We start from the raw sequence: 21,721 nt of genomic DNA on the forward strand, positions 1-21,721 counted from the left end.
CTGCCGCCGGCTTTCCACCACCCCGCCCGGATGCCCCGAACGCGGCGGCATCAGACCATGCCGGCCGGATCGTTGCCGGTGATCTGCCGCTGGATGTGATCGAGGTAGTCGTCCATTTCCTGCGCGCTGGCAAAGACCTCGTTCACCGGCACGGCCTTCACGATGTCGAAGACCTTGCGCACCTGCGGCTGCGGATTGAGCAGCAAGGTGTGGCCACCACGGGCGCGCATGCTGCGGCGGATCTTCGCAATGCTGCGCAGGCCGGCGCTGCTGATGTAATCGAGCGCGGACAGGTCCAGCACTACCGTGCCGCCTTCGGCGACCCGGGGTAGCACGTCCAGCATGGCAAGGTCGAAATCGTTGAAGGTCTGCGCATCGAGCCGACCATGCAGATGCAGGGTCGTGCGCGCGGGCGACTCGCTTTCAGTCTTCAGGCTGAACGTCATGATCGGACTCCGTACGTGCGGGATGGAGAAAGCGAAGTTGCAGGTGATTGCCTTGTTCGTCATGGCTGTAGCTCAGCTCGCTGGCCATGGCGCGTATCAGGTGAATGCCCAGCCCACCGACCTCTTCGGCGTCGGCGAGGTCGCCCGTGAGCACGGGCGCAGGCGCCTGCAGCGGGTCGAACGGGTATCCGTCGTGATGCAGGTCGACGAGCACGGCGCCATCGCTCAGGCGCATGTGCAGATTGATCGTGCGGTCGGAGCGACCGGCGTGGCCGTGTTCGACCATGTTGACCATGAGTTCTTCCAGCACGAGGCGGATGTCCTCGCGCACGTCGGGCGACACGCCCTGCTCCTGCAGCGACGTGTCGCATCGCTCCAGGGTATCGAACACATGGTCCATCGACGCATGTAGGGTCAGGTCCAGCATGGCGGGGTTCCTGTCGGCGAAGCCATGATGCCAGCTCAGCGCGAGTACGGTGATGTCGTCGGCCTGCCCCGCCCCTTCGGCGAACCGGTCCACCTCGGCCAGCAGGCCGCTGGCCAGGTCAGCGGCGGAAGGTGAGCCCGATCGCTCCAGACAGGCCAGCAGGCGCTCGCTGCCGAACATCTGCTGCTGCGTGTCGGTGGCTTCGGTGATGCCGTCGGTGTAGAGCATCAAGGTCTGGCCGGGCTGCAGGCGCAGCGTGCGGGCCGGATAACGTGCCTCCTCGTCCAGCCCCAGCGCGGCGCCGGTATCCAGCTCGATCAGCCGCACGCCTTCCGCATCGCACAGTACCGGTGGCTCGTGGCCCGCACTGGCCATCACCAGCTCGCCGGTGAAGATATCCAGCATGCCGCACAGCAGGCTCACGAACATGCAGCTGTCGTTGTTTCGGCACAGCTCCACGTTGAGCATGGCCAGCAACTGCTGCGGCGAGCGTGCACGTGGCGCCAAGGCCTTGGCCAGCGTGATGGTGCGGGCCATGAACAGGGCCGCGGGAATGCCCTTGTCCGATACGTCGCCCACCATCACGCAGAAGCGCCGTTCGTTGAGCATGAAGTAGCTGTAGAGATCACCCCCGACCGCACGCGCGGGCCGCAGCAAGGCATGCAGCTCGAAGTTCTCGCAATGCGCATCCAGATAGTGCTCGCCGGGCAGCAGCGCCGTCTGGATCTGGTGCGCAATGTCCAGCTCGCTGGCCAGGCGCTGTTGCTCCCTGGCATTGCGGGTCAGCTCCGCGATGTGCTCCGCCAGCTCCTTGCGCATGCGGTCGAACGCACGGGTCAGCCGACCCACTTCGTCGGGAAAGCGCGCCCGCGGCAAGGCGAAGTCAAGCGCGCCACGCGCCACCTGCTCTGCCCCGGATGCCAGCATGCCCAGCGGCGCAAGCGTGCGGCGCGTCACCACCAGCGTGACCACCGCCAGCGCCAGCAGCGCAAGCAGCCCCAGCGCCAGTACGCGGACGAATGCCTTGCGCACGCCGGCGTAAATCATCGCCTCCGGCTCGGCCAGCCCGAAGCCCCAGCGCGTGCCTTCGACGGGAACCACGTAGATCCACACCGGCTTGCCCTTCGCCTGCGGGTTCTGCGCCACCGCCAGACGCAGACGCGCCGTTTCGTGACGCGCCATCACCTGCACCAGTTCGGCGCGACCGCGCTGGCCGACCAGGGCGGGGTTGTCGTGGGCGAGATACATGCCGTTGTCGTCCAGCACGAACGCGTAGGCACCGTCGGGCTTGTGCAGGTCCTTGAGGACGCGGCTCAGCCAGTCCAGCGAGACATCGGCATTGATCAGGCCCACCGGCTGCCCGTTCCTGCGGATGGCCGCCGAGTAGTTGATCAGCTCGCGCTTGCGGGACTGCGAATAAAAATGCTTTTGCCAACAACCTTCCGCGCAGGCCAGACCCACCTGGAACCAGCTTTTCTCCCAGTAGCGGGTGCCGTCCTGACGCAGGTCGCGCCAGCCCAGCGAGCCGTCGTCCTGCCGGCTGATGAAGGGGGATGTGGGCGGGTTGCCCGCCGCGGGCACGAAGGCGGCGGCGAGTCCGGACAGGTCGCTGTTGCGGGCCAGGGCATCGCGCAGCATGACGTCGATACCTTCGGGACGCGCGCTCACCACGCCGGCCAGCGTCTGGGTGGTATCGGCCACGCGGGCCAGTCGTTGCTCGATGCGGTTGCCGGCTTCGTTGGCCAGCGCCGTGGCCTCGCCGTGGGCCTGCTCCAGGATCTGTGCGCTTACCCGATAGAACAGCACGGCGCCGGCCATGGCCAGCACCGCCACCGAACCGGCAAGCACCGATAGGGACAGCCTCGAAGCGATGCTGCGCAAAAGCATGGCGGGTTCCCCTGTAGACCCGGTCATTCAGCCATGCGCGCACCGCTTCGGCAAGTCATTTGGACGGCTGTTTGTGCACTGTGTCGCGCCCGGCCTCACCCGCGCGGCCTGATGGCGATGCAACGCGAGATGAAAGCGCCCGACAAGGCTCGCTTTCACGCGTTGTGCACGTCAGCCGATGCCGCCATCGGCTGACTTGAACGTCACCACCAGCACATCGCGATGGGCCGGCAGGTCCGCCACCAGCGGCCTTACCGGTGTCACGCCGTGATAGACCACCGGATCGTGGATCAGCGCCGCATCCAGCGCATGCGTCAGCGTGAAATCGCCGAGCAGGCGACCCTCCGGCGTGTGGATGGTGGTGGTACCGCTGGCGATGTTCTCGCGGTCCACCAGCAGCACGAGCACGTAATCCACACCGTCACGATGGCTGCCCTCGGGCGTCGGCTCACCGGCCGCATCCGCGCTCGCTTCGATGCGGAACTGATGCACCTCGATGTGCCAGCGTTTGGTGGCCGGCGCCACGTGCCCGAACAGCTGATGGCAGAAGCGCAGGATAGTGCCCAGGGTGTCGCCGTGCACGATGGCCGCATCGATCGGCTCGAACCAGCGCTGGATGTCCCCCTGCAGCGTGTTGTACTGCAGGCTCTGGAAGTGCGGCTGATGCGGCTCGGCGACAACCGGGCCATCCGCCGGCGCAGAGAACGTTCCGTGCCGCCGCCGGCGAAACCGCCCCTTGGCCGCCAGATACGGATCGGGCGCGAGGTGATTCCAGCTGTCGACAAAGTCGGGCCAGTCCATCAGCGCGCCCAGCGAAGTGAGCAAGGGTTTCATCCTGTCGCCTTCCACAAAGGCGAATCCGGGAGACAGGAGCTGATCGGGCAGCGACGGAACAGACGAATCGGCGGGGTTGTGCATGCGCGTATGTTAAGCGATTGCCGTCGGGCTAACAGACAGGTTTCGTGCAGCGGTGTCGTACCGCGCGCGCATCTTTCAGCGGCGGTGCAGACACGACAACCAGCGAAAGCGCGCGGCAAGCTGCACGTGCGAAGGGGCATTGGCGTCGTGCGTCACGCGTGCGCGCACAACCAGGCGGCGAAAACGACAGCGTCCGCCTGCACGTGCACGCGGACGCCTGGTGATCACCGGTTGCCTGGCGTACTTACTTCACTTCTTCGAAATCGCCGGGCTTCCAGCTCTTGTCGAAGGCTGCCTGCTCAGGTCCGTAGATGCGGATATAGGCAAACCAGCCCTTGCCCGGCGAGGTCTTGATCCAGCGATTCTCGGCACCCTTCGGTGCGGTGGGGCCCACATACAGGTCCACCGGACCATTGGTCGGCAGATCCTTCAGTTCGAACAGCGAACGCAGCGCCGCCTTGTCCTGATCGGTCTGCACCTGCGAACGGGTCTGGGTGTCGTAGATGGTCACGGACCAGAACAGCTTGCCGGGCACCGGCTGTGGAATGGTGAGCTTGTAGGTCTTGCCGCCATCGAGGAACGTGCCCTTGCTGTCGCGCACGCTCATCCAGTACAGCGAGCCGGCACCGGCGGTACGCCGGAACATCGCCGGCGACGTCACGATGGCCTGCGCGAACCAGCGGTCACGCGCTTCCAGGTCCATGCCCCACGGCGTTTCGAACTGCGCGCTGCCCGGCACCAGGCCCACCCACTCCCACTGACGGTCAGGCCAGTTGATGCGGTCCGGCCGGTCGCTGTCGAAGGCAGATACCAGCAGTTGGTCACGTCCTGCCCTGGCGGCGCGTTCAAGGATGCCCTTCATGCGCGCATCGGGCTGGAACGGCTTGCCCTTCTCGATGCCCAGTTCCGCCAGCAGGCCGTACATCGGCAGGTACTGCGGAACCTGCGCCTCGGCGCTGATGATCTTGGACAACTGCTCCCAGAACTGGATGTTGTCCTCCCACTTCAGGCTGCTGCTGTCCAGCGCCTTGCTGGTGAGGTCCACCACTTCCTGCGGTTGCGGCTTGGCGGCGGTGGAAAGCGGGTACACCTTGACCGCACGCAAGGCATTCAACGCTTTCTGTGCATCACCGCCCACGGGAAGCGCGCGGATCGCGAACAGGTTCTTGAACGAGTTGGAGTGACTGACGTGATAACCCGCGGGCGCCTTGCCGGTGTATCCCGGCGGCAGGAACAGATATTTGCCGCCTTTGCCCGCGTCGGGCCCGGGGAGGCCCATGTCCTGCACCCAACCCTGATTGTGATCGTCGACCAGGCCGATATAGGCGCCCGGTGGCAGGTCGATGACCATCGGGCCGTTGGTCAGGTCCAGCACGCCCGAGCCATACGGTGTATCGGAATTGAGCGTGAAGCCCACCTGCCGTGGGCCGGCAGCGGCAACGCCCCAGGCCTTGTTGTCTTCCACACCCACCGCGCGGTTGCCGTTGAAGATGCCCTCCACCGACACCGTGGGATACCAGAAGCGATAAGCCGTCACGGCCCGCTGGAAATCCGCATCGTCCCGCGCCAGCCGGGTAGTCGCCGCGGTCGGGTACCCACGCTCGAACGCATACGAGGTAGCCGCGGGCGGACTCTCGGCGAACGATGCCGTGGCAAGGCAGGCCACCAGAGCGGTGAGCGCAAACTTCAATCGCATGATCAATCTCTCCTGATGGGATGACGTGAGTGGCGGTTCTTATCGGACAGGAGGCGGCGCGATGGCGGCACGGGCATCGCAGCCCACCTGTGCTTACTTCAGAATCTGGGGGTCCGGCAGTTGCCAGGCCTTTTCGAAGAACGACTTTTCCGGCCCGTAAAAGCGGAACAGCACCTCGAACTGCCCATGGGGGCTGGTGGGAACCCAGTTGCTCTCTTTGCCGGCCAGCGCGGCCGGCCCGAAGTACAGATCCACCGATCCGTCCGCGTTCTTTTGCAGCCCCGGCGTATTCGATCCCCGGCTGGACCAGCGCGTGTCACGGATCAGCGCATGGGTGTCGCCGTCATAGGCAGTGGCGGACCAATAGAGCTGGACGGGTGGATGGGCCGGCACGTGCAGGCGATAGGTCTTGCCAGCACCCATGCGATTGCCGTCCTTGTCCTTGATGGTCATCAAGTAGAACTGACCCGCCCCCAGATGCTTCGCGGAAAAGTAAGCCAGCGAGTAACTCACGGCCCGCCCGTCCACCGGATAGCTATTCGGATCGGCGAAGGTAGTGCTCGCGCCTTCCACCACCTTGGGTGACGCAGGCAAGGCCCAGTGGGTTCCCGCGTAAAACGGCGGAATGAATACCTGCTCGGTCCAGGATTCAATCAGCGCGTGAGCTTCCTCGGTGGCCTTGTCAAAGGCCGCCTTGTTGGCAGCCAGTGCGTCGCCCGCCGTTCCCTTCACGATGCCGATGGACGCCAGCGTGTCGATCATCGCCTTGTCACGGGACAGCCAGGGTTCCACTTGCACAAAGCGGTTGAGTGCATCGAAGAAGCGCGCGTCATAGGGAATGGTCGCTTCGTACGGCTTGTCGTAGGCATCGACAAAACGGGTTTCCGCCGGAGCAGCGCCCGCTTTGGGCAGCGGATAAAACTTGACGCGCTTGCCATAGGCCACTGCGCTGGCAATATCGGCGTCGCTGCCGCTCCTGAGGTTCGAGCGGAGCAAGGCAAAGCCTTGATAGGTCTCGGATGGCAGGGCGATATAGCCGTCCGGCACCGGGTCTTTGTAACCGGGCGGAAGAATCAGGTACTTGCCGCCCTTGCCCTTGTCGGCCCCGGCGGGGCCCACGTCTTCCAGCGGATTCTGCCAGCCCGTATCCACGCTGCCGGTGATCGAGCCATCGCCCTCCGGCGGGATTTCAAGCACCACCGGGCCGTTGCGCGTGTCGTAGAACGGCGTGAGGTAAATGGTGTCCGGATTCGGCGTCAGCGTCTGGTCTTTCCAGTTCACCGGCCTGGACCAGTAAACCACCTGGTTCGCGCTGCCGCCCATGGCGGTAAAAGCATCCAGCATCAGCTGGAAGTTCACCGCCGGCATGCCCCAGATAACGGCTTCCACCGCCCGCCGCTCGATGTGGCGCTGCTGTAGCGCCTTCGCATCGGCCGGTGAGGCCGATGGCCGGTGGGAGGTCGCCGCATCCACCGTCGATCCAGTGAAAAGCGTTGCTACCACGACAGCCGACATCAGGATACGCGACGCCATGACCACCCCCTGCCTGAGACAAGCAGGAGATTGCCCCGTAAATCGCCACTCACGCATCCGTAGAAGGTCGGCGCAGGATTACGTACTTCTACCTATGCCCTAAGGATTCGTGGCCGAACCTGCCGGGCCGGCACAGGCGGGCATCGCGTTATCCAGCCAGTGGTCAGTGCGTGAGCTGATCCGGTGACGCACCCGACAGGTCACAAATGGTCAATCGCGTCTTGCCGCTCTTGGTCAGCGGAATCTCGTCCACGAAGTGACAATTCAGCTCCAGGCTGTCGCCCAGCACCTTGTGGATCTCGCTGCGGATGAAGGCCAGCGAATCGTCATCGAAGGCCGCGCCACGCACGATGGATATGTCCAGGCGGTCGAGCTGGTGCTGCACCACCTGATAGCGGTCCACGCCCTTGGTTTCCTTGAACAGGAACGGGAAGAACATGCCCGGCAGGACGCGTCCATCCGGCGTGTGGATGGCATCGAGCACGCGACCATCCACGCTCTTGAGCAGGGGCAAGCCACGGCCGCAGCTGCACTCGTGATGCGCAGGCGTGGCCAGATCAGTCGTGGCGTAGCGGATGAACGGCATGCCGTAATTGGAAAGATCCGTGACCACCACCTCGCCCGTCTCGCCATCGACCGGGGCGTCGGCCGTCTTGGGCAGCTCCACCACCATGTGGTCGCTGTTGACGTGCAAACCTTCGTGCCGTTCGCACTCGGCCGCCACCAGCATGAACTCGCGGCAGCCATAGGTGTTGAACGCCGGGCAGCCGAACGCCTGCTCGATGATGTCGCGCTGGAAATCGTGCATGGCCTCGCCACAGGAAATGAACGAGTGTGGCCGGTACACGCGCCGCCCGCTGTCGAGCATCCACTGCGCCAGGCGGATCAGCGGCCCGGTATAGCCCAGCAGCACGCGCGGCTTGAATTCGTCGATGGCGTCGGCGTACTCGGCCATGTTCGCTTCCGTCATGTGGAAGCTGTTGACGATGCGACGGGAAAACGCCGCGTGGTAAAGGCGCTCCCTCACCCGCTGACGCCATGGCTGGTTGCCCACGCCGGCGCCCCACAGCAGCAGGCTGCGCGTACCCAGTGGCGCACCGGCCCACGCGTAACCTCGCCACATCACCGCGTGACGACGGCTATTGCTTTCGCGCGTATAGCCAAAGCGCATCGGTTCGCCGGTAGAGCCACCGGTAGCCTTGTAGAGCAGGCTGTCGCGCATCGACACCGCCTTGAGGTCGTCAAGGTTCGCGCGGATATCCGCCTTGGTAAGCAAGGGCAGTTTCGCGAAGTCATCCAGGCTGCGGATGTCATCGGGCGTAACGCCCAGTTCGCGCCACTGCTTCTGGTAGTACGGCACTTCGCGAGCGCAGTGCTCCAGCAGTTGCTTAAGCCGCACCCATTGCAACTGCGCCACCTGTTCCGGCGCCAGCCACTGGTCATGCTCGTATCGATCGAGCCAGGACAGCGTGTCGCGGTGACGAAGGCCTGATTCGTAGGCGGGAAAAAGAACCTTGCGGAAAGTTGACTCGTACCACTGACTCATAGGGAAACCCCCGTCATGTCACGGTCGATCGATGCGCTTCAAAAACGCCCCAGTACACGCAAGAAATTGCGCAATGCGCGACGCGCACCACGCATTGTCCTCCCGCTGATTGCGGCGATGCTTACGTCGAACTTGCCCATCTCATCGGAGAAAAGGCCTATATATCCAGGCCAAAACCCGTCCCCCTCTTTCTTACGCACGACATTTGGACGTCCATAAGCATGACGCCCGCCGTTTTCGCCGCACGCAGCACGATTAATGCATGCGACCGCAGGCAAGCCGGATACGTCGTAACGTCGAGGTGGAAACGCAATTACTCGCGACGCGAGCCGGCCTTGGCCCTGGAGCGCTTCTTGGGCGCCGCCGACGGTGCGGCATCCCTCGCCATGGTGGCGGGGCTGCCGTTCATGCGCTCCATCGACGAAAGGTCGTCGATGTAGGCGAGAAAATGCTGCAGATACCCGGGCGACAAATCGCGCATCAGCGCGATGGCGCGATGAACCAGCGCACGCGAGTTGAGCGGCCCGGCATTCTCCGGCGCCTGCTCCATCGACTGGCGCAGCTGGCTTTCGGTACGCACGGAAGACCAGATCCTGCGGAATTCGCCCAGCAGTTCCATCTCCGGCAACGCCGCAGTCTGCGAGGGCGACGTCACCGCCGTGTATTCGCCGCGTACTTCGGATGCACGGGCAAGCTGTTCGATCAACTCGCCGAACGGGCCTGGCGCAGGCGCGCCATTCGATACAACGACATTCGCCGTTGCACCGCCGCCGTTCTTCAACGAACGCGCGACATCGGAGGCATAGGCTTCCATCAGATCCGCAAGTCGCTGGTCGAGCAGGCGACGTGCCCCGCCCTCGTGGCGCGCAGCGCGCGTCGCCAGCGCATCCAGCAGATGAAAGCGGATGGAATCCAGCCGATCCGCACCCTGCTCGCGCCAGGCGTCGAGTTGCGCGCGGACGCTGGCCATGCCATCACTCATGAACGGCAGCAGCCTTCGAAAGGCGCGGCACCGGCGCAATTTCCACCCGTCGGTTCTTCGCGCGCCCCTCGTCGGTATCGTTCGGGCTCACCGGCTGCTCCGCGCCGAACGCGGCGCCGAACACCTGCGAGGCAGGCACGCCAGCAGCAACCAACGCACGAGTCACGGTCAGGGCACGCTCCGCCGACAACTCCCAGTTGTCGGCAAAGTGGCGGTTACCGTCGCGCACCTGCTGGTCGTCGGTGAAGCCACTGACCATCAGGATCTCGTCGCGGGCTTTGAGGTAATCGGCTAGCGGTCCGGCCAGGCTCTTCAGCAGCTCGTGCCCTTCCGGCTGCAGCTGGTCGGAGTTGAGCGCGAACAGCACGTTGCCGCGAATGCCGATGCGCCCATCCACCAGGGTGACGCGGCCGGCAGCCAGCGGCGCGGCCAGCGCGTGCTCCAGCGTCTTGCGGCGCTCCGCTTCGGCCTGATGCTGTTTCACTTCTTCGTCGAGCCGATGCGAAAGCTGCAGCTGCATGCCGATCACGCCGACCAGGATCAGCACGAACACGCCAAGCAACACCGACATCAGGTCGCCGAAGGCCGCCCAGATGGGCGCATTCGATTCGCCGTCGACTTCGATCTCGTCGTTCATGCGGACTCGGTTCCGGCGGCGATGCGCTGGTCAGCGATCTGCCGCAGGTCCTCGATGACCTGCTTCTGCGACAGCATGCTCAGGTCCACCACTTCCTTCGCCTGCGCCACGTAGTAGGCGAGCTGTTCGTCGCTGCGTGCGAGCGTCTTGTCCAGCGCTTCGGCGATGTGCTGCAGGCGTTCCATCAGCGACTCGTTCGACTGGCCGTACAGCTGCACGGCCGCGCCGAAGGCATCGCCGAGGCTGGCCACTTCCACGGCACTGCCGGTGACCTGCGCCGCCACCGCACCGAGCTTGCCGGTTTCGGCCTCGATGTGATCGGTGAAGCGCGTGCTGACGCGATCGAGCAGGTCGGCCGAGGTGGCCACCAGCGCGTCCACGGCTTCGCGCTGTTCGGTGGATGCGTGGTTCACCGCATCCAGCAGGGTTTCCAGCGTGGCGAGCAGGCGGCTGCGCTCTTCCAGCATGGCGGTGTCGCGCACCATGCTGTCGGACAGCTTCTGGCGCAGTTCGGCCACGACGTCTGCCGCGGCCTTCGGCGCTTCGGAAGCGGCCTGCACCAGGCGCGAGATCTCCGCGATGGTGTCGCTGGCGTGGGCCTGGGCCTGACGGGTGATATCGCTGGCAGTCTGCGCCAGCGTCTGGCAGATGGCCTGCTGCTGGCTGACCACCTGTGCGCCAGACTGCGCCCACTGCTCACCCAGCTGGGCGGACATGGCAGCGAAGGTTTCCGTCCACACCGACAGGCGCTGTTCGTCGCGCGCGGCAAGGGCTGCCTGCAGATCCGCATGCGAATCGCGCACGGTGCCTACCAACGCACCGGCGTGCTGTTCGAACGTGGCGGCGGCAGCCTCCAGCGCCTGCTGGTTGTGGGCGGCGTGCCCGGCGTTGACGCTGGCCTGCTGCGACAGTGCGCTGTTCCAGGCTGTCGCCACGTTTTCCGCTGTTGCATCCAGGCGCGCAGACACGCCCTCCAGCAGGCTGGCGGAGCGTTGCTCAAAGGTGTCGGTGAAGTGCGTCAGCGAACCGCGCAGGTCGGCGGCGGCCGCTTCGCTGGTCTGGCGATGGTCCGCCAGCGCCTTGTTCCACAGGTCCGCCACGTTCGCGGTGGCCCGCTCGAAGCCGCTGGAAAGGCCATCGAGCTGCTGCTGCACCGATTGCGTGATCGTGCCATGCAGCGATGCGGTGTCGCGCGTGATGCCGGCCATGGTGGTTTCCACGATGGGCTGCAGCATGGCGGTGGAAGCACGTGCGCTTTCGGCCACGCTCTCCTTCAACGACTGTGCCACCGACGCGGCCAGGTTCGTGTAGGCCGCTTCGGCACGCGAGCGGAAGGCGTCATGGCTGGCGAGCTGCTGTTCGTTGACGGCCTGGCCCTGCTGCATCATCGCGCTGGACGCGCGTGCGCTTTCGGCCACGCTCTCCTTCAGCGACTGCTGCACGGCGGCGGCCAGATGCGTATAGGCCGCTTCGGTGCGTGCGTGGAAGGCTTCCTGGCTGACCAGCTGGCGCTCGTTGGACGCGGTGCCGTGCTGTTCCAGCGCCACCATCATCGACTGCAGGCGATCAACCAGGGTGGGCATCACGGCGGCCTGCTGCTGCAGCAGGCGGAACGCTTCCTCGCGCTGATGCGCCTGCGAATGCACACGCAGGGTGGTGGCGATGGCGCCATCCAGCAACTGCACGGCCTGCTGGCGCTCGCGGCGGCACAGCGCGGAGAGCAGGCCCAGCATGGCCGAGGTAGCCACGCCGGCAATCGATGTGCCGAACGCAAAGCCCAGGCCTTTCACCGGAGCCGCCAGCGAGCCGCGGATGGATTGCAGATCCGTCGCGCTTTCCAGCGCCATGCCGGTACCGCGCAGTGTCGCCATCATGCCCAGCAAGGTGCCCAGCATGCCGAGCAGCACCAGCAGGCCAACCAGATACGGCGTCAGCGCCGGCGCCGGCAAGGCCACGCGCTCGCCTTCCACGCGTAGACGCACGGCGCCGCGCAGGCTGGGATGCAGGCGTGCCAGCCACTCGCCCAGGCTGGCCGGCGCGGAGGCGGCCCCCGCCACGGCCTGCGTGAGCGTTGCCGTAGCCTGGCGATAGCGATGCAGCTCCAGCGCACCGGCCACGTAGCACGCGCCGATCACCGTTGCGACGGCCGCACCCAGCGGGTTCGAACCGATGTAGCCCACGCCGATCCAGCACACGGCCACCAGGCCCACAGCGAACACAGCAAGATTGAGCAGATTCTTCAACGTGATTTCTCGATTAGCGGGCGCGAAGGGCCGCCAGCAGGCCCTCGACCGGTTGAAAACGAACATCCAGTTCGGCGAGCAGTACGCTCTGCATGTCCTTGCGAAACCCATCCAGCCAGACGCTGGACTCACCCTCTGCCCCATCAACCGACGCGCGCTGGCGCAGCCGCTCGAAGTGCTCACCGAGCAGCGCTGGCACCGCCGCCAGCAACATCTGCTCGCGCGGGCTCAGCGACAGCTCCATCACCGAATCCACTTCGGCCAGTCGCGCCATCTCAACCGACTGCCGCGCCAGGCGATCACGCAGGCGACCGCGCAGGTGGCCCGTCGCCGACTGCATGCGACGCTGCAGCGTGAGGTAGCGCTGGCGGAACACGGCATAGTCCGCGGCCGCCTCCCCTGCACCACCGTCCGCCGACGCCACGACCAGCACGGGATCGGTCGCGACCGCCTGGGCCAGCGAAGCCCGCAGCCGGGCGCACTCTTCCTCGTCCTCGTTGCCGAAGGTCGGCCCGTCCAGCGCATCACCGCCCGGCCGGCCATCCAGCGCCGTGGACAACGCAAGCGCATGCGTCCACTCGAGCCACTGGCTCAGGCGGTCGGGCAGCGATTGCCTGGATGCGGGAACGTCAACGTCCGTCAGGCGAGCCAGCAAGCGGATGAACGTCGGGCCATGGGCCGTCGTTCTCTGTGGGACTTGCACCATAACGTCTGGCTAAAAACGAGGCATTTTACACATTGAAGACAGCTCCCGCTGCCTGCCCGTGCCGGCGCCCGGTTCAGCATCGCGGGCACCTGTGAGACTGCAGCGCCGGCCCGCTGCGATTGACATCCCCCGGCAGCCGCTGTAGTTGGCCTTTCCCCCGCCCGGAAACACGCCATGACGACGCTTGAGCAGGCCTCGGCCGAAATCGCCCTGCTGCACGAACAGATCGAACTCTGGTTTCGCGGGGACGCCTCGGCCGATGCGATTGACGCCATGACCGCCTGTTTTGCGGACGGTTTTCGCATGGTGACCATCCGCGGCGACCAGCTGGACCGGGACGACACTCACAGCCTGTTTGCTCGTCTGCACGGCGCACGACCGGGCGTGGTGATCACCATTGACCACGTCGCCGTGCGGGTCGAGCGGCCGGATGGCTGGCTCGTCACCTATCGCGAAACCCAGCGGATGATCGATGGCTCGTCCAACCAGCGGCTGTCGGTGGCGTGGTTGCAGCCCGTCCACCATGGCCGTCCGCGCTGGAGCTTCCTGCAGGAAACGGCGCTGGCCTGAGCGCAGGTGTCCACGCCGGGCGCGCCCGTCACGGTGGCTGGCGCGCGGTGCAGTTGTCCTTCGGGGCAGCCGAGGATGAGCTGCCTGCCGCGCGTGTGCACGACAGCACTTCGCCCTGGGCCACCAGCGCATCGTCCGCCGTAGCACCCACGCGCCCATCGAAGTTCTTGCTGTCGGCAATGTCGATGCGCAGCTTGTCATCAGGCAGGAACACCGCGACGAACGCCTTGTTCTGCACGCCGGTGTAGCGCGGAAGACGCGCAGTGGCCGTCAGCAGGTCACCGTTGCCGCCGCATGGAGTGGCGGTTGCACCTGCACATGGCACGATGCGCTGCCAGGTGACAATCACCGTCTGCCCGGGCGACCAGCGCGGCGTTTCCGCATCGCTCGGCTGCAGGCTCGCCGGCGTGGCGGCCGTGGCGGCCGTGGCTGCCGTGGCCGGCGCATGGTGGTTACCGTCGTACAGGTCGGGTTTCTGCTCCGGATCGCCGTACAGGCTGACGTTGAACACGTCGTTGTTCGACGTATTGACGATGGCCCACTGCTCGCGACGCGCTGTGCGCATCTGCTCCCACGCGCCCTGGCCAAAGATCGACCACAGCATGGCGGCAAGCCCGGCCACCACCACGCCCACGCACAGAACTACCAGCGGAAACACGCCCCAGGTATAGCGCCAGGGGCGCTTCTTCTTCAGCATGAAACGGCCTAGTGCCGCGCCCACCAGAGGCAACAGGGCGATGCCATAGGTGACGGCCTTGCCGGCCATCAGCACCGCGCCCAGTCCTTCCTGGCTGCCGCGCGAACTGGCCAGCACTGCCAGCACGAACACCACGGCCGTGACCACCAGCCCCAGCCCCAGACCGACCAGCGCACCGTGGCTCACGGCGCGTCCCGAAGTGCGGTGGACCTTCGCCGACCGGATGCTGCGCGGCTTGGTGAAACGGCGCGACCGGGTGGCCTTCAGCGTGAGATGTCCCATGGGTCGTTTCCCTCATGGCGTTCGGCCAGCAACCGTTCTTCCGGCCGCCGCCCTCGACTTCCCGAGCTTAGTCAGCCCTGCATGAACGCAAGGCCTGCCACGGCATCACACTTGCGCCAGGCGCTCCTTGAGGAACTCGATGAAGCGCTGTGTCTTGGCGGGAAGCAGGCGCGTTTCCGTCAGCGCATGCACCGAGGTAGCCTGCCCTCGCCACTCCGGAAGCACTGGCACCAACCGCCCTGCGGCCAGGTCGTCGACAACGACTTTCTCCGGCACCAGAACGATGCCCATGCCCAGCGTGGCCAGCGAACGGATCAGCCCCACGCTGTTGATGCTGAAACGACTATGCGTGGATACCCGCACGGATTCCTTGTGCCGATGCAGCGTCCAGGCGCTGGCCTTGAGGATGTTGAGGCATTCGTGCTGCGCGAGATCCGCCGGCTGCGTAGGCATGCCGGCACGCTTCAGATACATGGGCGAGGCATAAAGCTGCGTCACCAGCTGCGCCAGCGGACGTGCGATGAGGTTGGAGCTCTCGGGCTCGCCCATGCGGATGGCCACGTCGAACGGTTCGCTCACCAGATCCACCTGGCGTGGCGTCAGGTCGAAATCGAAGGTGATGCCGGGATACTTGGCGGCAAAATCCGCGATCAACGGCGCCATGTAGATGGTCGCGAAATCGACCGGCAGCGACGCACGCAGCACACCCACGGGCTGCGCCAGCATGTCACCCAGTTGCTCATGCGCCACGCGTGCCTCGTCCACGATGCGCTTGCAGCGCTCGAAGTAGAGCTGCCCCGCTTCGGTCAGCTCGACCTTGCGCGTGGTCCGGTGCAGCAGGCGCAGGCCGATGGCCTTCTCCAGCGCACCGATGCGCCGTGACAGGGTGGAGTTCGGCACGCCCGTCGCCTCGGACGCCCCGCGGAACCCCCGGGCCTTGGCCACTTCGACGAAGAGGGCCATGTCGTTGAGCAGTTCCATTCAATTGCTCCACAAATGGATCAATGCGCTCCAATCTACCGTATTTATCCCAGTAGTGGTTTAACCCAAGATCGTGTCAGCAGGCCGCCCTGCCCGGAGCCACCGCCAGTGGCTTCGACGCAAGGCGGCCTCCCCTCCCCATCTTTCTTGAGAGCGCCACCATGAATCACGTGTTTCTCCCTGTCCGCATGGGCCACCACACCCTGCAGAACCGCCTGGTCATGGCGCCGATGACCCGCAGCCGTGCCGAGCTCGACGGCACCCCGGGGCCGTTGGCCGCCCGCTACTACGGGCAGCGCGCCGGCCTTGGCCTGATCGTTACCGAAGGCACGCAGCCCTCGGACGATGGCCAGGGTTACCTCACCACGCCAGGCATCTACACCGACGCCCATGTCGCCGGCTGGCAGAAGATCACCGCCGCCGTGCACGCCAAGGGCGGCCGCCTGTTTATCCAGTTGATGCACGCCGGCCGCATGTCGCATCCCGACAACACGCCGCATCACCGGCAGGGCGTCGCGCCGTCGGCGATTGCGCCCAACACGCCGATGTTCACCATGAAGGGCATGCAGGACATCCCAGTGCCGCGCGCGCTCAGCACCGACGAGGTGCGCCAGACCATTGCCGACTTCCGTCACGCGGCGCGACGCGCCATCGACGCAGGCGCCGACGGCGTGGAGATCCATGGCGCCAATGCGTATCTGGTCCAGCAGTTCTTCGCGCCCAGCGCGAACACGCGCACGGACGAGTACGGCGGCTCCATCGAGAACCGCGCGCGCTTCGCCATCGAAGTGGCCAAGGCCATTGCCGAGGAAATCGGCCCGCACCGCACGGCGATCCGCCTGTCGCCCGGCACCGCCATGTGGGGCATCGACGAAGGCGCGGAAGGGCCGGATCTGTATCGCTATCTGGTCGCCGAACTCGACAAGCTCGGCCTCGCCTACCTGCACCTGATGCACCTTGGCAACGAAGCGCTGCTCGCCGACCTGCGCAAGCTGTGGAAGCAGACGCTGATCCTCAATCGCCCCGGCCGCCCGCGCGAGCAGATCGGCAACGACGTGGCCTCGGGCCTGGCCGATCTGGAAGCCTACGGCCAGATGGTGCTGGCCAATCCGGATTTCGTCGAACGCCTGAAAACCGGTGCACCACTGAACGATGCCGATCCCAGGACCTACTTCGGCGGCGACGCACAGGGCTATGTCGATTACCCGGCGCTGGACGAAGCCATCAGCGCGTAAGGAATGTGATCAAGGCGCCTCGCGAAAGGCCCACTGCACGCGTGCAGTGGGCCTTGCCGCCGGCAAGATCAACAAAGCGCCCCGCCTGTTGACGCCATGGTCACGAGCACGTGCCCGACGTGCCACAGCACGCCCTGGACGGCGACGACGATGCGTCTGTGGAAACCAGGTCGGTCGCTGGCGCCATTCTCGCCGCTTCGGCAACGCCAGCAGCAGCGGATACCGTCTTCGCCTCCACGGCACCTTTGCGTTCGCTGTAGCGGCTCACGAGATAGTCCGAACGGTCGCGTACCATCAGGGTGAACTTGAACAGCTCTTCCATCACGTCAACGACACGGTCGTAATACGGCGAGGGCTTCATGCGTCCACTCCCGTCGAATTCCTGCCACGCCTTGGGCACGGACGACTGATTGGGGATGGTGACCATGCGCATCCAGCGCCCCAGCACGCGCAAGGTATTGACCACATTGAACGACTGCGAGCCACCGCATACCTGCATCACGGCGAGGGTTCTTCCCTGCGTGGGTCGCACGCTGCCTTCTTCCAGCGGAAGCCAGTCGATCTGGTTCTTGAAGACGCCCGTCACCGTGCCGTGACGCTCCGGACTTACCCACACCTGCCCTTCCGACCAGAGCGACAGTGCGCGCAGTTCCTGCACTTTCGGATGAGTGATGGGCACGCTGTCCAGCACGGGAAGGTCATGCGGGTCGAACACGCGTGTTTCCGCGCCTAACTGGCGCAGGATGCGCTCCGCCTCCAGGGCCAGCTTGCGGCTGAAGGACTGCGGGCGCAGCGAGCCGTACAGAATCAGGATGCGCGGCGGATGGGCGGCGCCAGTTGGCAGAGCCAGCTTTTCCAGCGTCGGGCGGTCCAGTGCGTCGGTGATGACGTGGGGCAAATCCTCGAGCGACATCGTCGCGAAACTCCGGTTGCAACGTTTCCATGATTCTATCAATATAGAAATATGGAAACCAGCACCGCCATCCAGGCCTTGGCCGGGCTCGCCCAGGAGAGCCGACTGGGCATCTTTCGCTATCTGGTCGTGCGCGGCCCGGCAGGCGCGGTAGTGGGCGAGATAGCCGAGCACATGGGCGTTGCCGGCTCCACGCTTTCATTTCATCTGAAGGGCCTGGTCCACGCCGGACTGGCGGAATCCTTCGCGGAAGGCAGATACATCCGCTATCGCGCGAACTTTGCAGCCATGCAGTCGTTGATCGACTACCTCACCGAAAACTGTTGCGCAGGCCAGCAGGACCAGTGCCGCTCGACCACGTGCTGCTAACCCTTCACCGAGAACCCACCACCATGCATCCGTGCCGCGTCCTCTTCATCTGCACGGGCAATTCCGCCCGGAGCATCCTGTCGGAAGCGACGCTCGATCATCTTGGGCAGGGGCGCTTTGTCGCCTACAGCGCAGGCAGCAAACCGACCGGCCGCGTGAATCCGCTTGCGTTGGAGGCGCTGGTCACGGCGAGCATCCCCATCGAGGGTCTTTCCAGTAAATCGTGGGATCGATTCGTCGCCAGCGACGCGCCACCGCTCGACATCGTGGTGACCGTCTGCGACAGCGCCGCCAGCGAACCCTGTCCGGTGCTCTTCGGCGACTTTGTGCGCACGCACTGGGGCCTTGCCGATCCGGCGGCAGCCACCGGCGATCCCGCCGCCATCAGCGAGGCATTTCGCGACGCGCATCGGTTGATCATGCACCGCATCCTGGCACTGCTGGATCTTCCGGTTGAAACCATGAGCCGCGAGGCGCTCAAGCAAGCGCTGGACCGCATCGGCGAACTCGGGGACGGCGACAGCGCCGAAGTCGCCGCATGAATCATGCGACGGCAGTGACGGAGACTGCGACCAACACACCGGGCATCGGTTTCTTCGAGCGTTACCTCACCCTGTGGGTGGCGCTGTGCATCGTCGCGGGCACCCTGCTGGGGCACGCGTTGCCGGACACTTTCGAGTCACTGGGACGCATGGAACTGGCGCAGGTGAACCTGCCGGTGGCCGGCCTGATCTGGCTGATGATCGTCCCCATGCTGCTGAAGATCGACTTTGGCGCCATGGCCGGTGTCCGCCGCCAATGGAAAGGCATTGGCGTGACGCTCTTCATCAACTGGGCAGTGAAGCCCTTTTCGATGGCGCTGCTTGGCTGGATCTTCGTGCGCCACGTGTTCGCCGTGTATCTGCCCGCAGATCAGCTCGACTCCTACATTGCCGGCCTGATCCTGCTTGCGGCGGCGCCGTGCACGGCCATGGTGTTCGTGTGGAGCAACCTGTGCAACGGCGAGCCGAACTTCACACTCAGCCAGGTGGCGCTCAACGACGCCATCATGGTGGTGGCATTCGCCCCCATCGTTGCCCTGCTGCTGGGCATCTCCTCGATTACGGTGCCGTGGAACACGCTGCTGCTATCGGTGGGTCTGTATATCGTGGTTCCTGTCGCCATCAGCGTGCTGCTGCGCCGGGCCATCATGGCCCGTGGAGGCGCTGCCCGACTGCAGGATGTTCTCCATCGACTGGGCCCGGTTTCGCTGGTTGCGCTACTCGCGACACTGGTGCTGCTCTTCGGCTTCCAGGGCCATCAGATCATTGCCCAGCCGGCAGTCATCGCCATGCTAGCCGTGCCCATCATCATCCAGGTTTATCTGAACTCCGGGCTGGCGTACTGGCTGAATCGACGTCTCCGCGTTCCGCACTGCATCGCCGGACCGTCGGCATTGATAGGCGCCAGCAACTTTTTCGAGCTGGCTGTAGCTACCGCGGTGGGCCTGTTCGGCCTGCATTCGGGAGCCGCGCTGGCCACGGTCGTCGGCGTGCTGATCGAAGTGCCGGTGATGCTTTCTGTTGTGCGCATCGTCAACCGCTCGCGTGCCTGGTACGAAGGCAACGCCTGAGTCACCCGCTGCAGGATGCTGACCGCAATGGCTGCCGCATCCCGTCGATCGCAAAGATTGGACATCAGCTCGCGCGCCCGCCGCGGCGGGCCAGACTCGCGACAAAACCCGGCCTGGCCCGAATTCGACGGGCAACGCGATGCGTTGTCCTTACGGCTGGCTATTGGCGCGTATCGTCGCTTCGTTGATCGCACGCACCTGCGCTTCGTCCGCCTTCTCGATCTTGCGGTCGTAGGTGTACAGGCCGTTGTGCTCGCCCTCGACATCGGTGATCTGCGTATAGACGCTGCCGGAGACGCCCACGCCCGGGCCCTTGTCGCGCAGCACGGCGGTATTGGCGACGTAGCCGGCGGTAAGCGCGGCACTGTCTTTCACGGCGCCGTAGGGGTTGATCGGCGTGTTCGGCCACACATGGCCCGGCACACCCAGCGTCAGGCCGCCGTGTTCACCGTCCATGGATGCACGCTGCGCATCCGGGCTCGGCAAGCCGGGGCCCTGGTAATCATGGATGTCGTACACGTCACCCGCATGCGGATCGCCCTTGGTGTCGCAGCAATTGGCGCCGCTGCGTGCATCCACCAGTCGCGACGGATCGCGCTGCTTGATCTGTGCCGACAGCTCGCCCGCCGCCGGGATGCTCCACTGCCCCCAGCCTTCGTTGAAGGGAATCCAGCCGATGATCGAGGTTTCGCCCTTGAGCTGGTCGATGATGGCCGACACGTCACGGCGGAAACCGGCCTTGTCGGCATCACTCAGCGCATCGTTGTGGCCGTTCGGCATCGCCGGCATGTCCTGCCACACCATCAGGCCGATGTGATCGGCCCAATAGAACCAGCGCGCCGGTTCCACCTTGATGTGCTTGCGAATGGTGTTGAAGCCCAGGTCCTTGGTCTTCTGGATGTCGAACTTCAGGGCTGCGTCGGTAGGCGCCGTGTAGATGCCGTCCGGCCAGTAACCCTGATCCAGCGTGGCGAGCAGGAAGGTCGGTTTGCCATTGAGCACGATGCGATTGCGACCACCCACCTTGGCCACGGCAATGCTGCGCAGGCCGGCGTAGCTGGTGACCTCGTCGTGTTGGTCGCCCTGCGTGAGCGTGGCCTTGAAGGTGTACAGGAACGGATCCTGCGGGCTCCACAGGCGCGGATGCGCAATGGCCAGATGCAGCGGCGCCGTTGCCGCACCACTGGCCTCGCCCACCGCCTTGCCGTCCGCGTAAGCGGTGACATGCAGGGTGGCGCCCTTGGCCGCGCCATCCAGCTTCGCGTCGACGGTAAAGCCGTCCAGGCCGCGCACCGGCGTGAAGGTCAACTGCGCCAGGCTCGTCGCCGGCACCGGCTCCAGCCACACCGACTGCCAGATGCCCGAGGCCGCCGTGTAGAAAATGCCTTCCGGCTTCAGGCGCTGCTTGCCCACCATCACGTTGGCGCCGTCCACCGGCGCATGCACCGCCACGATGATTTCCTGCGGTCCCTGCGGGTGCAGCGCCGAGGTGATGTCCGCCGTAAACGAGGTGTAGCCACCGGTGTGTTCTGCCACCTTCGAGCCGTTGACGTACACGGTGGCGTCCTGCGCCACGGCGCCGAAATTCAGCCGCACATGCTGGCCATGGGCGGCGAAGTCCGCAGGTACGTCCACCAGCCGGCGATAGAACATGAAGTCCGCGTGCTGCTGCACGCCCGACAGCACCGATTCCACCGGATAGGGCACCAGCACCTGCGCTTTCAGCGTCTGCCCGAACGGCGGCGCGCCCTTGCCATCAGCCGGCACGTACTGCCACAAGCCATTGAGGCTCATCCATCGCGGATGGTCCAGCGACGGCCGGGCCAGTTGCGGGCGCGGATAGTCGGGCAACGCGTTGTCGGGTGATACCTGCGCCGTCCACGGCGTGGCCAGCGGCGCCGCCTTGCTGCTCCATGTCGCCGCCTGCTCGGGCGCAGCCAGCGCCATCGTTGCCACACCCATCGCCATGAGCGCGCCAAGACCGGTGCATGCACGCCGCACCCTGGTGTATTCCGTCATCCGCTGTTTCCTTGTCACGTGA

At 65.3% G+C, this 21,721-nt stretch carries 19 protein-coding genes; 5 read left to right on the forward strand and 14 right to left on the reverse strand.

The window, feature by feature from the left end; genetic code table 11:
- Nucleotides 1-50 precede the first annotated feature (50 nt).
- The 10 genes from H8F01_RS03035 to H8F01_RS03080 all read right to left on the reverse strand — a co-directional run bounded on the left by H8F01_RS03035 (nucleotide 51) and on the right by H8F01_RS03080 (nucleotide 13,021).
- A complete protein-coding gene (locus tag H8F01_RS03035) occupies nucleotides 51-446 on the reverse strand; it encodes an STAS domain-containing protein (protein WP_187057613.1) in 396 nt (131 codons plus the stop codon).
- A complete protein-coding gene (locus H8F01_RS03040; protein WP_187057614.1) occupies nucleotides 424-2,760 on the reverse strand; it encodes a SpoIIE family protein phosphatase in 2,337 nt (778 codons plus the stop codon). The genes H8F01_RS03035 and H8F01_RS03040 overlap by 23 nt, the downstream gene beginning before the upstream one ends.
- A gap of 171 nt (nucleotides 2,761-2,931) precedes the next feature.
- On the reverse strand, nucleotides 2,932-3,594 hold the full coding sequence (locus H8F01_RS03045; RefSeq protein ID WP_425490065.1) for a 2OG-Fe dioxygenase family protein: 663 nt from the start codon (nucleotides 3,592-3,594) through the stop codon (nucleotides 2,932-2,934).
- Between the two features lie 328 nt (nucleotides 3,595-3,922).
- Nucleotides 3,923-5,374 carry a DUF1254 domain-containing protein gene (locus tag H8F01_RS03050; protein WP_187057616.1) on the reverse strand — a complete coding sequence of 484 codons (1,452 nt, stop codon included), beginning with the start codon at nucleotides 5,372-5,374 and terminating at the stop codon, nucleotides 3,923-3,925.
- A 93-nt stretch (nucleotides 5,375-5,467) separates the two neighbouring features.
- Nucleotides 5,468-6,907 carry a DUF1254 domain-containing protein gene (locus H8F01_RS03055; protein ID WP_222615716.1) on the reverse strand — a complete coding sequence of 480 codons (1,440 nt, stop codon included), beginning with the start codon at nucleotides 6,905-6,907 and terminating at the stop codon, nucleotides 5,468-5,470.
- 163 nt (nucleotides 6,908-7,070) lie between these two features.
- Entirely contained in the window at nucleotides 7,071-8,453 is a 1,383-nt protein-coding gene (locus H8F01_RS03060) for a phenylacetate--CoA ligase family protein (protein WP_187057617.1), read from the reverse strand.
- Nucleotides 8,454-8,766: 313 nt separating this feature from the next.
- On the reverse strand, nucleotides 8,767-9,423 hold the full coding sequence (locus H8F01_RS03065) for a DUF2894 domain-containing protein (RefSeq protein WP_238481125.1): 657 nt from the start codon (nucleotides 9,421-9,423) through the stop codon (nucleotides 8,767-8,769).
- Nucleotides 9,424-9,427: 4 nt separating this feature from the next.
- The gene (locus H8F01_RS03070) at nucleotides 9,428-10,072 is read right to left on the reverse strand and encodes an OmpA family protein (RefSeq protein WP_187057619.1); all 645 of its coding nucleotides are present in this window, start codon (nucleotides 10,070-10,072) and stop codon (nucleotides 9,428-9,430) included.
- The gene (locus H8F01_RS03075; protein ID WP_238481126.1) at nucleotides 10,069-12,315 is read right to left on the reverse strand and encodes a DUF802 domain-containing protein; all 2,247 of its coding nucleotides are present in this window, start codon (nucleotides 12,313-12,315) and stop codon (nucleotides 10,069-10,071) included. Before H8F01_RS03075 ends, H8F01_RS03070 begins: the two co-directional genes overlap by 4 nt.
- A gap of 13 nt (nucleotides 12,316-12,328) precedes the next feature.
- Nucleotides 12,329-13,021: a DUF3348 domain-containing protein gene (locus H8F01_RS03080; RefSeq protein WP_187057621.1), complete on the reverse strand. Its 693-nt coding sequence runs from the start codon at nucleotides 13,019-13,021 to the stop codon at nucleotides 12,329-12,331.
- Nucleotides 13,022-13,195: 174 nt separating this feature from the next.
- Between H8F01_RS03080 and H8F01_RS03085 the strand changes: the two genes are divergently transcribed.
- Entirely contained in the window at nucleotides 13,196-13,591 is a 396-nt protein-coding gene (locus tag H8F01_RS03085; protein WP_187057622.1) for a DUF4440 domain-containing protein, read from the forward strand.
- 28 nt (nucleotides 13,592-13,619) lie between these two features.
- Here the strand turns inward: H8F01_RS03085 and H8F01_RS03090 are convergent, their stop codons facing one another.
- Nucleotides 13,620-14,570 carry a hypothetical protein gene (locus tag H8F01_RS03090; RefSeq protein WP_187057623.1) on the reverse strand — a complete coding sequence of 317 codons (951 nt, stop codon included), beginning with the start codon at nucleotides 14,568-14,570 and terminating at the stop codon, nucleotides 13,620-13,622.
- 105 nt (nucleotides 14,571-14,675) lie between these two features.
- Nucleotides 14,676-15,551, reverse strand: coding sequence for a LysR family transcriptional regulator (locus tag H8F01_RS03095; RefSeq protein WP_187057624.1), 876 nt, complete (start codon nucleotides 15,549-15,551; stop codon nucleotides 14,676-14,678).
- A gap of 161 nt (nucleotides 15,552-15,712) precedes the next feature.
- On the opposite strand from H8F01_RS03095, the gene H8F01_RS03100 reads away from it, so the two are divergent.
- Nucleotides 15,713-16,786, forward strand: coding sequence for an alkene reductase (locus H8F01_RS03100; RefSeq protein ID WP_187057625.1), 1,074 nt, complete (start codon nucleotides 15,713-15,715; stop codon nucleotides 16,784-16,786).
- Nucleotides 16,787-16,886: 100 nt separating this feature from the next.
- On the opposite strand, the gene arsH is transcribed toward H8F01_RS03100, so the two are convergent.
- Entirely contained in the window at nucleotides 16,887-17,699 is an 813-nt protein-coding gene (arsH, locus tag H8F01_RS03105) for an arsenical resistance protein ArsH (protein ID WP_187057626.1), read from the reverse strand.
- A 51-nt stretch (nucleotides 17,700-17,750) separates the two neighbouring features.
- Here arsH and H8F01_RS03110 point away from each other — a divergent pair, with 51 nt between their 5' ends.
- Genes H8F01_RS03110 through arsB form a run of 3 tightly spaced genes read left to right on the forward strand, consistent with a single transcriptional unit; the run spans nucleotide 17,751 to nucleotide 19,680 of the window.
- On the forward strand, nucleotides 17,751-18,068 hold the full coding sequence (locus H8F01_RS03110; RefSeq protein ID WP_187057627.1) for an ArsR/SmtB family transcription factor: 318 nt from the start codon (nucleotides 17,751-17,753) through the stop codon (nucleotides 18,066-18,068).
- 23 nt (nucleotides 18,069-18,091) lie between these two features.
- Complete coding sequence (locus tag H8F01_RS03115) at nucleotides 18,092-18,610, forward strand: arsenate reductase ArsC (RefSeq protein ID WP_187059122.1); 519 nt, start codon at nucleotides 18,092-18,094, stop codon at nucleotides 18,608-18,610.
- Nucleotides 18,607-19,680, forward strand: coding sequence for an ACR3 family arsenite efflux transporter (gene arsB / locus H8F01_RS03120; RefSeq protein WP_187057628.1), 1,074 nt, complete (start codon nucleotides 18,607-18,609; stop codon nucleotides 19,678-19,680). The genes H8F01_RS03115 and arsB overlap by 4 nt, the downstream gene beginning before the upstream one ends.
- Nucleotides 19,681-19,830: 150 nt before the next feature.
- Here the strand turns inward: arsB and H8F01_RS03125 are convergent, their stop codons facing one another.
- On the reverse strand, nucleotides 19,831-21,699 hold the full coding sequence (locus tag H8F01_RS03125) for a glycoside hydrolase family 2 protein (protein WP_187057629.1): 1,869 nt from the start codon (nucleotides 21,697-21,699) through the stop codon (nucleotides 19,831-19,833).
- Between the last annotated feature and the right edge of the window lie 22 nt (nucleotides 21,700-21,721).

This window comes from Dyella telluris (genome assembly GCF_014297575.1).
Lineage (GTDB): Bacteria > Pseudomonadota > Gammaproteobacteria > Xanthomonadales > Rhodanobacteraceae > Dyella > Dyella telluris.

Coding starts and splice junctions, on each gene's coding strand:
- H8F01_RS03035 (WP_187057613.1), bottom strand. CDS start 446: ATGACGTTCAGCCTGAAGACTGAAAGCGAGTCGCCCGCGCGCACGACC.
- H8F01_RS03040 (WP_187057614.1), bottom strand. CDS start 2,760: ATGCTTTTGCGCAGCATCGCTTCGAGGCTGTCCCTATCGGTGCTTGCC.
- H8F01_RS03045 (WP_425490065.1), bottom strand. CDS start 3,594: ATGAAACCCTTGCTCACTTCGCTGGGCGCGCTGATGGACTGGCCCGAC.
- H8F01_RS03050 (WP_187057616.1), bottom strand. CDS start 5,374: ATGCGATTGAAGTTTGCGCTCACCGCTCTGGTGGCCTGCCTTGCCACG.
- H8F01_RS03055 (WP_222615716.1), bottom strand. CDS start 6,907: ATGGCGTCGCGTATCCTGATGTCGGCTGTCGTGGTAGCAACGCTTTTC.
- H8F01_RS03060 (WP_187057617.1), bottom strand. CDS start 8,453: ATGAGTCAGTGGTACGAGTCAACTTTCCGCAAGGTTCTTTTTCCCGCC.
- H8F01_RS03065 (WP_238481125.1), bottom strand. CDS start 9,423: ATGGCCAGCGTCCGCGCGCAACTCGACGCCTGGCGCGAGCAGGGTGCG.
- H8F01_RS03070 (WP_187057619.1), bottom strand. CDS start 10,072: ATGAACGACGAGATCGAAGTCGACGGCGAATCGAATGCGCCCATCTGG.
- H8F01_RS03080 (WP_187057621.1), bottom strand. CDS start 13,021: ATGGTGCAAGTCCCACAGAGAACGACGGCCCATGGCCCGACGTTCATC.
- H8F01_RS03085 (WP_187057622.1), top strand. CDS start 13,196: ATGACGACGCTTGAGCAGGCCTCGGCCGAAATCGCCCTGCTGCACGAA.
- H8F01_RS03090 (WP_187057623.1), bottom strand. CDS start 14,570: ATGGGACATCTCACGCTGAAGGCCACCCGGTCGCGCCGTTTCACCAAG.
- H8F01_RS03095 (WP_187057624.1), bottom strand. CDS start 15,551: ATGGAACTGCTCAACGACATGGCCCTCTTCGTCGAAGTGGCCAAGGCC.
- H8F01_RS03100 (WP_187057625.1), top strand. CDS start 15,713: ATGAATCACGTGTTTCTCCCTGTCCGCATGGGCCACCACACCCTGCAG.
- arsH (WP_187057626.1), bottom strand. CDS start 17,699: ATGTCGCTCGAGGATTTGCCCCACGTCATCACCGACGCACTGGACCGC.
- H8F01_RS03110 (WP_187057627.1), top strand. CDS start 17,751: ATGGAAACCAGCACCGCCATCCAGGCCTTGGCCGGGCTCGCCCAGGAG.
- H8F01_RS03115 (WP_187059122.1), top strand. CDS start 18,092: ATGCATCCGTGCCGCGTCCTCTTCATCTGCACGGGCAATTCCGCCCGG.
- arsB (WP_187057628.1), top strand. CDS start 18,607: ATGAATCATGCGACGGCAGTGACGGAGACTGCGACCAACACACCGGGC.
- H8F01_RS03125 (WP_187057629.1), bottom strand. CDS start 21,699: ATGACGGAATACACCAGGGTGCGGCGTGCATGCACCGGTCTTGGCGCG.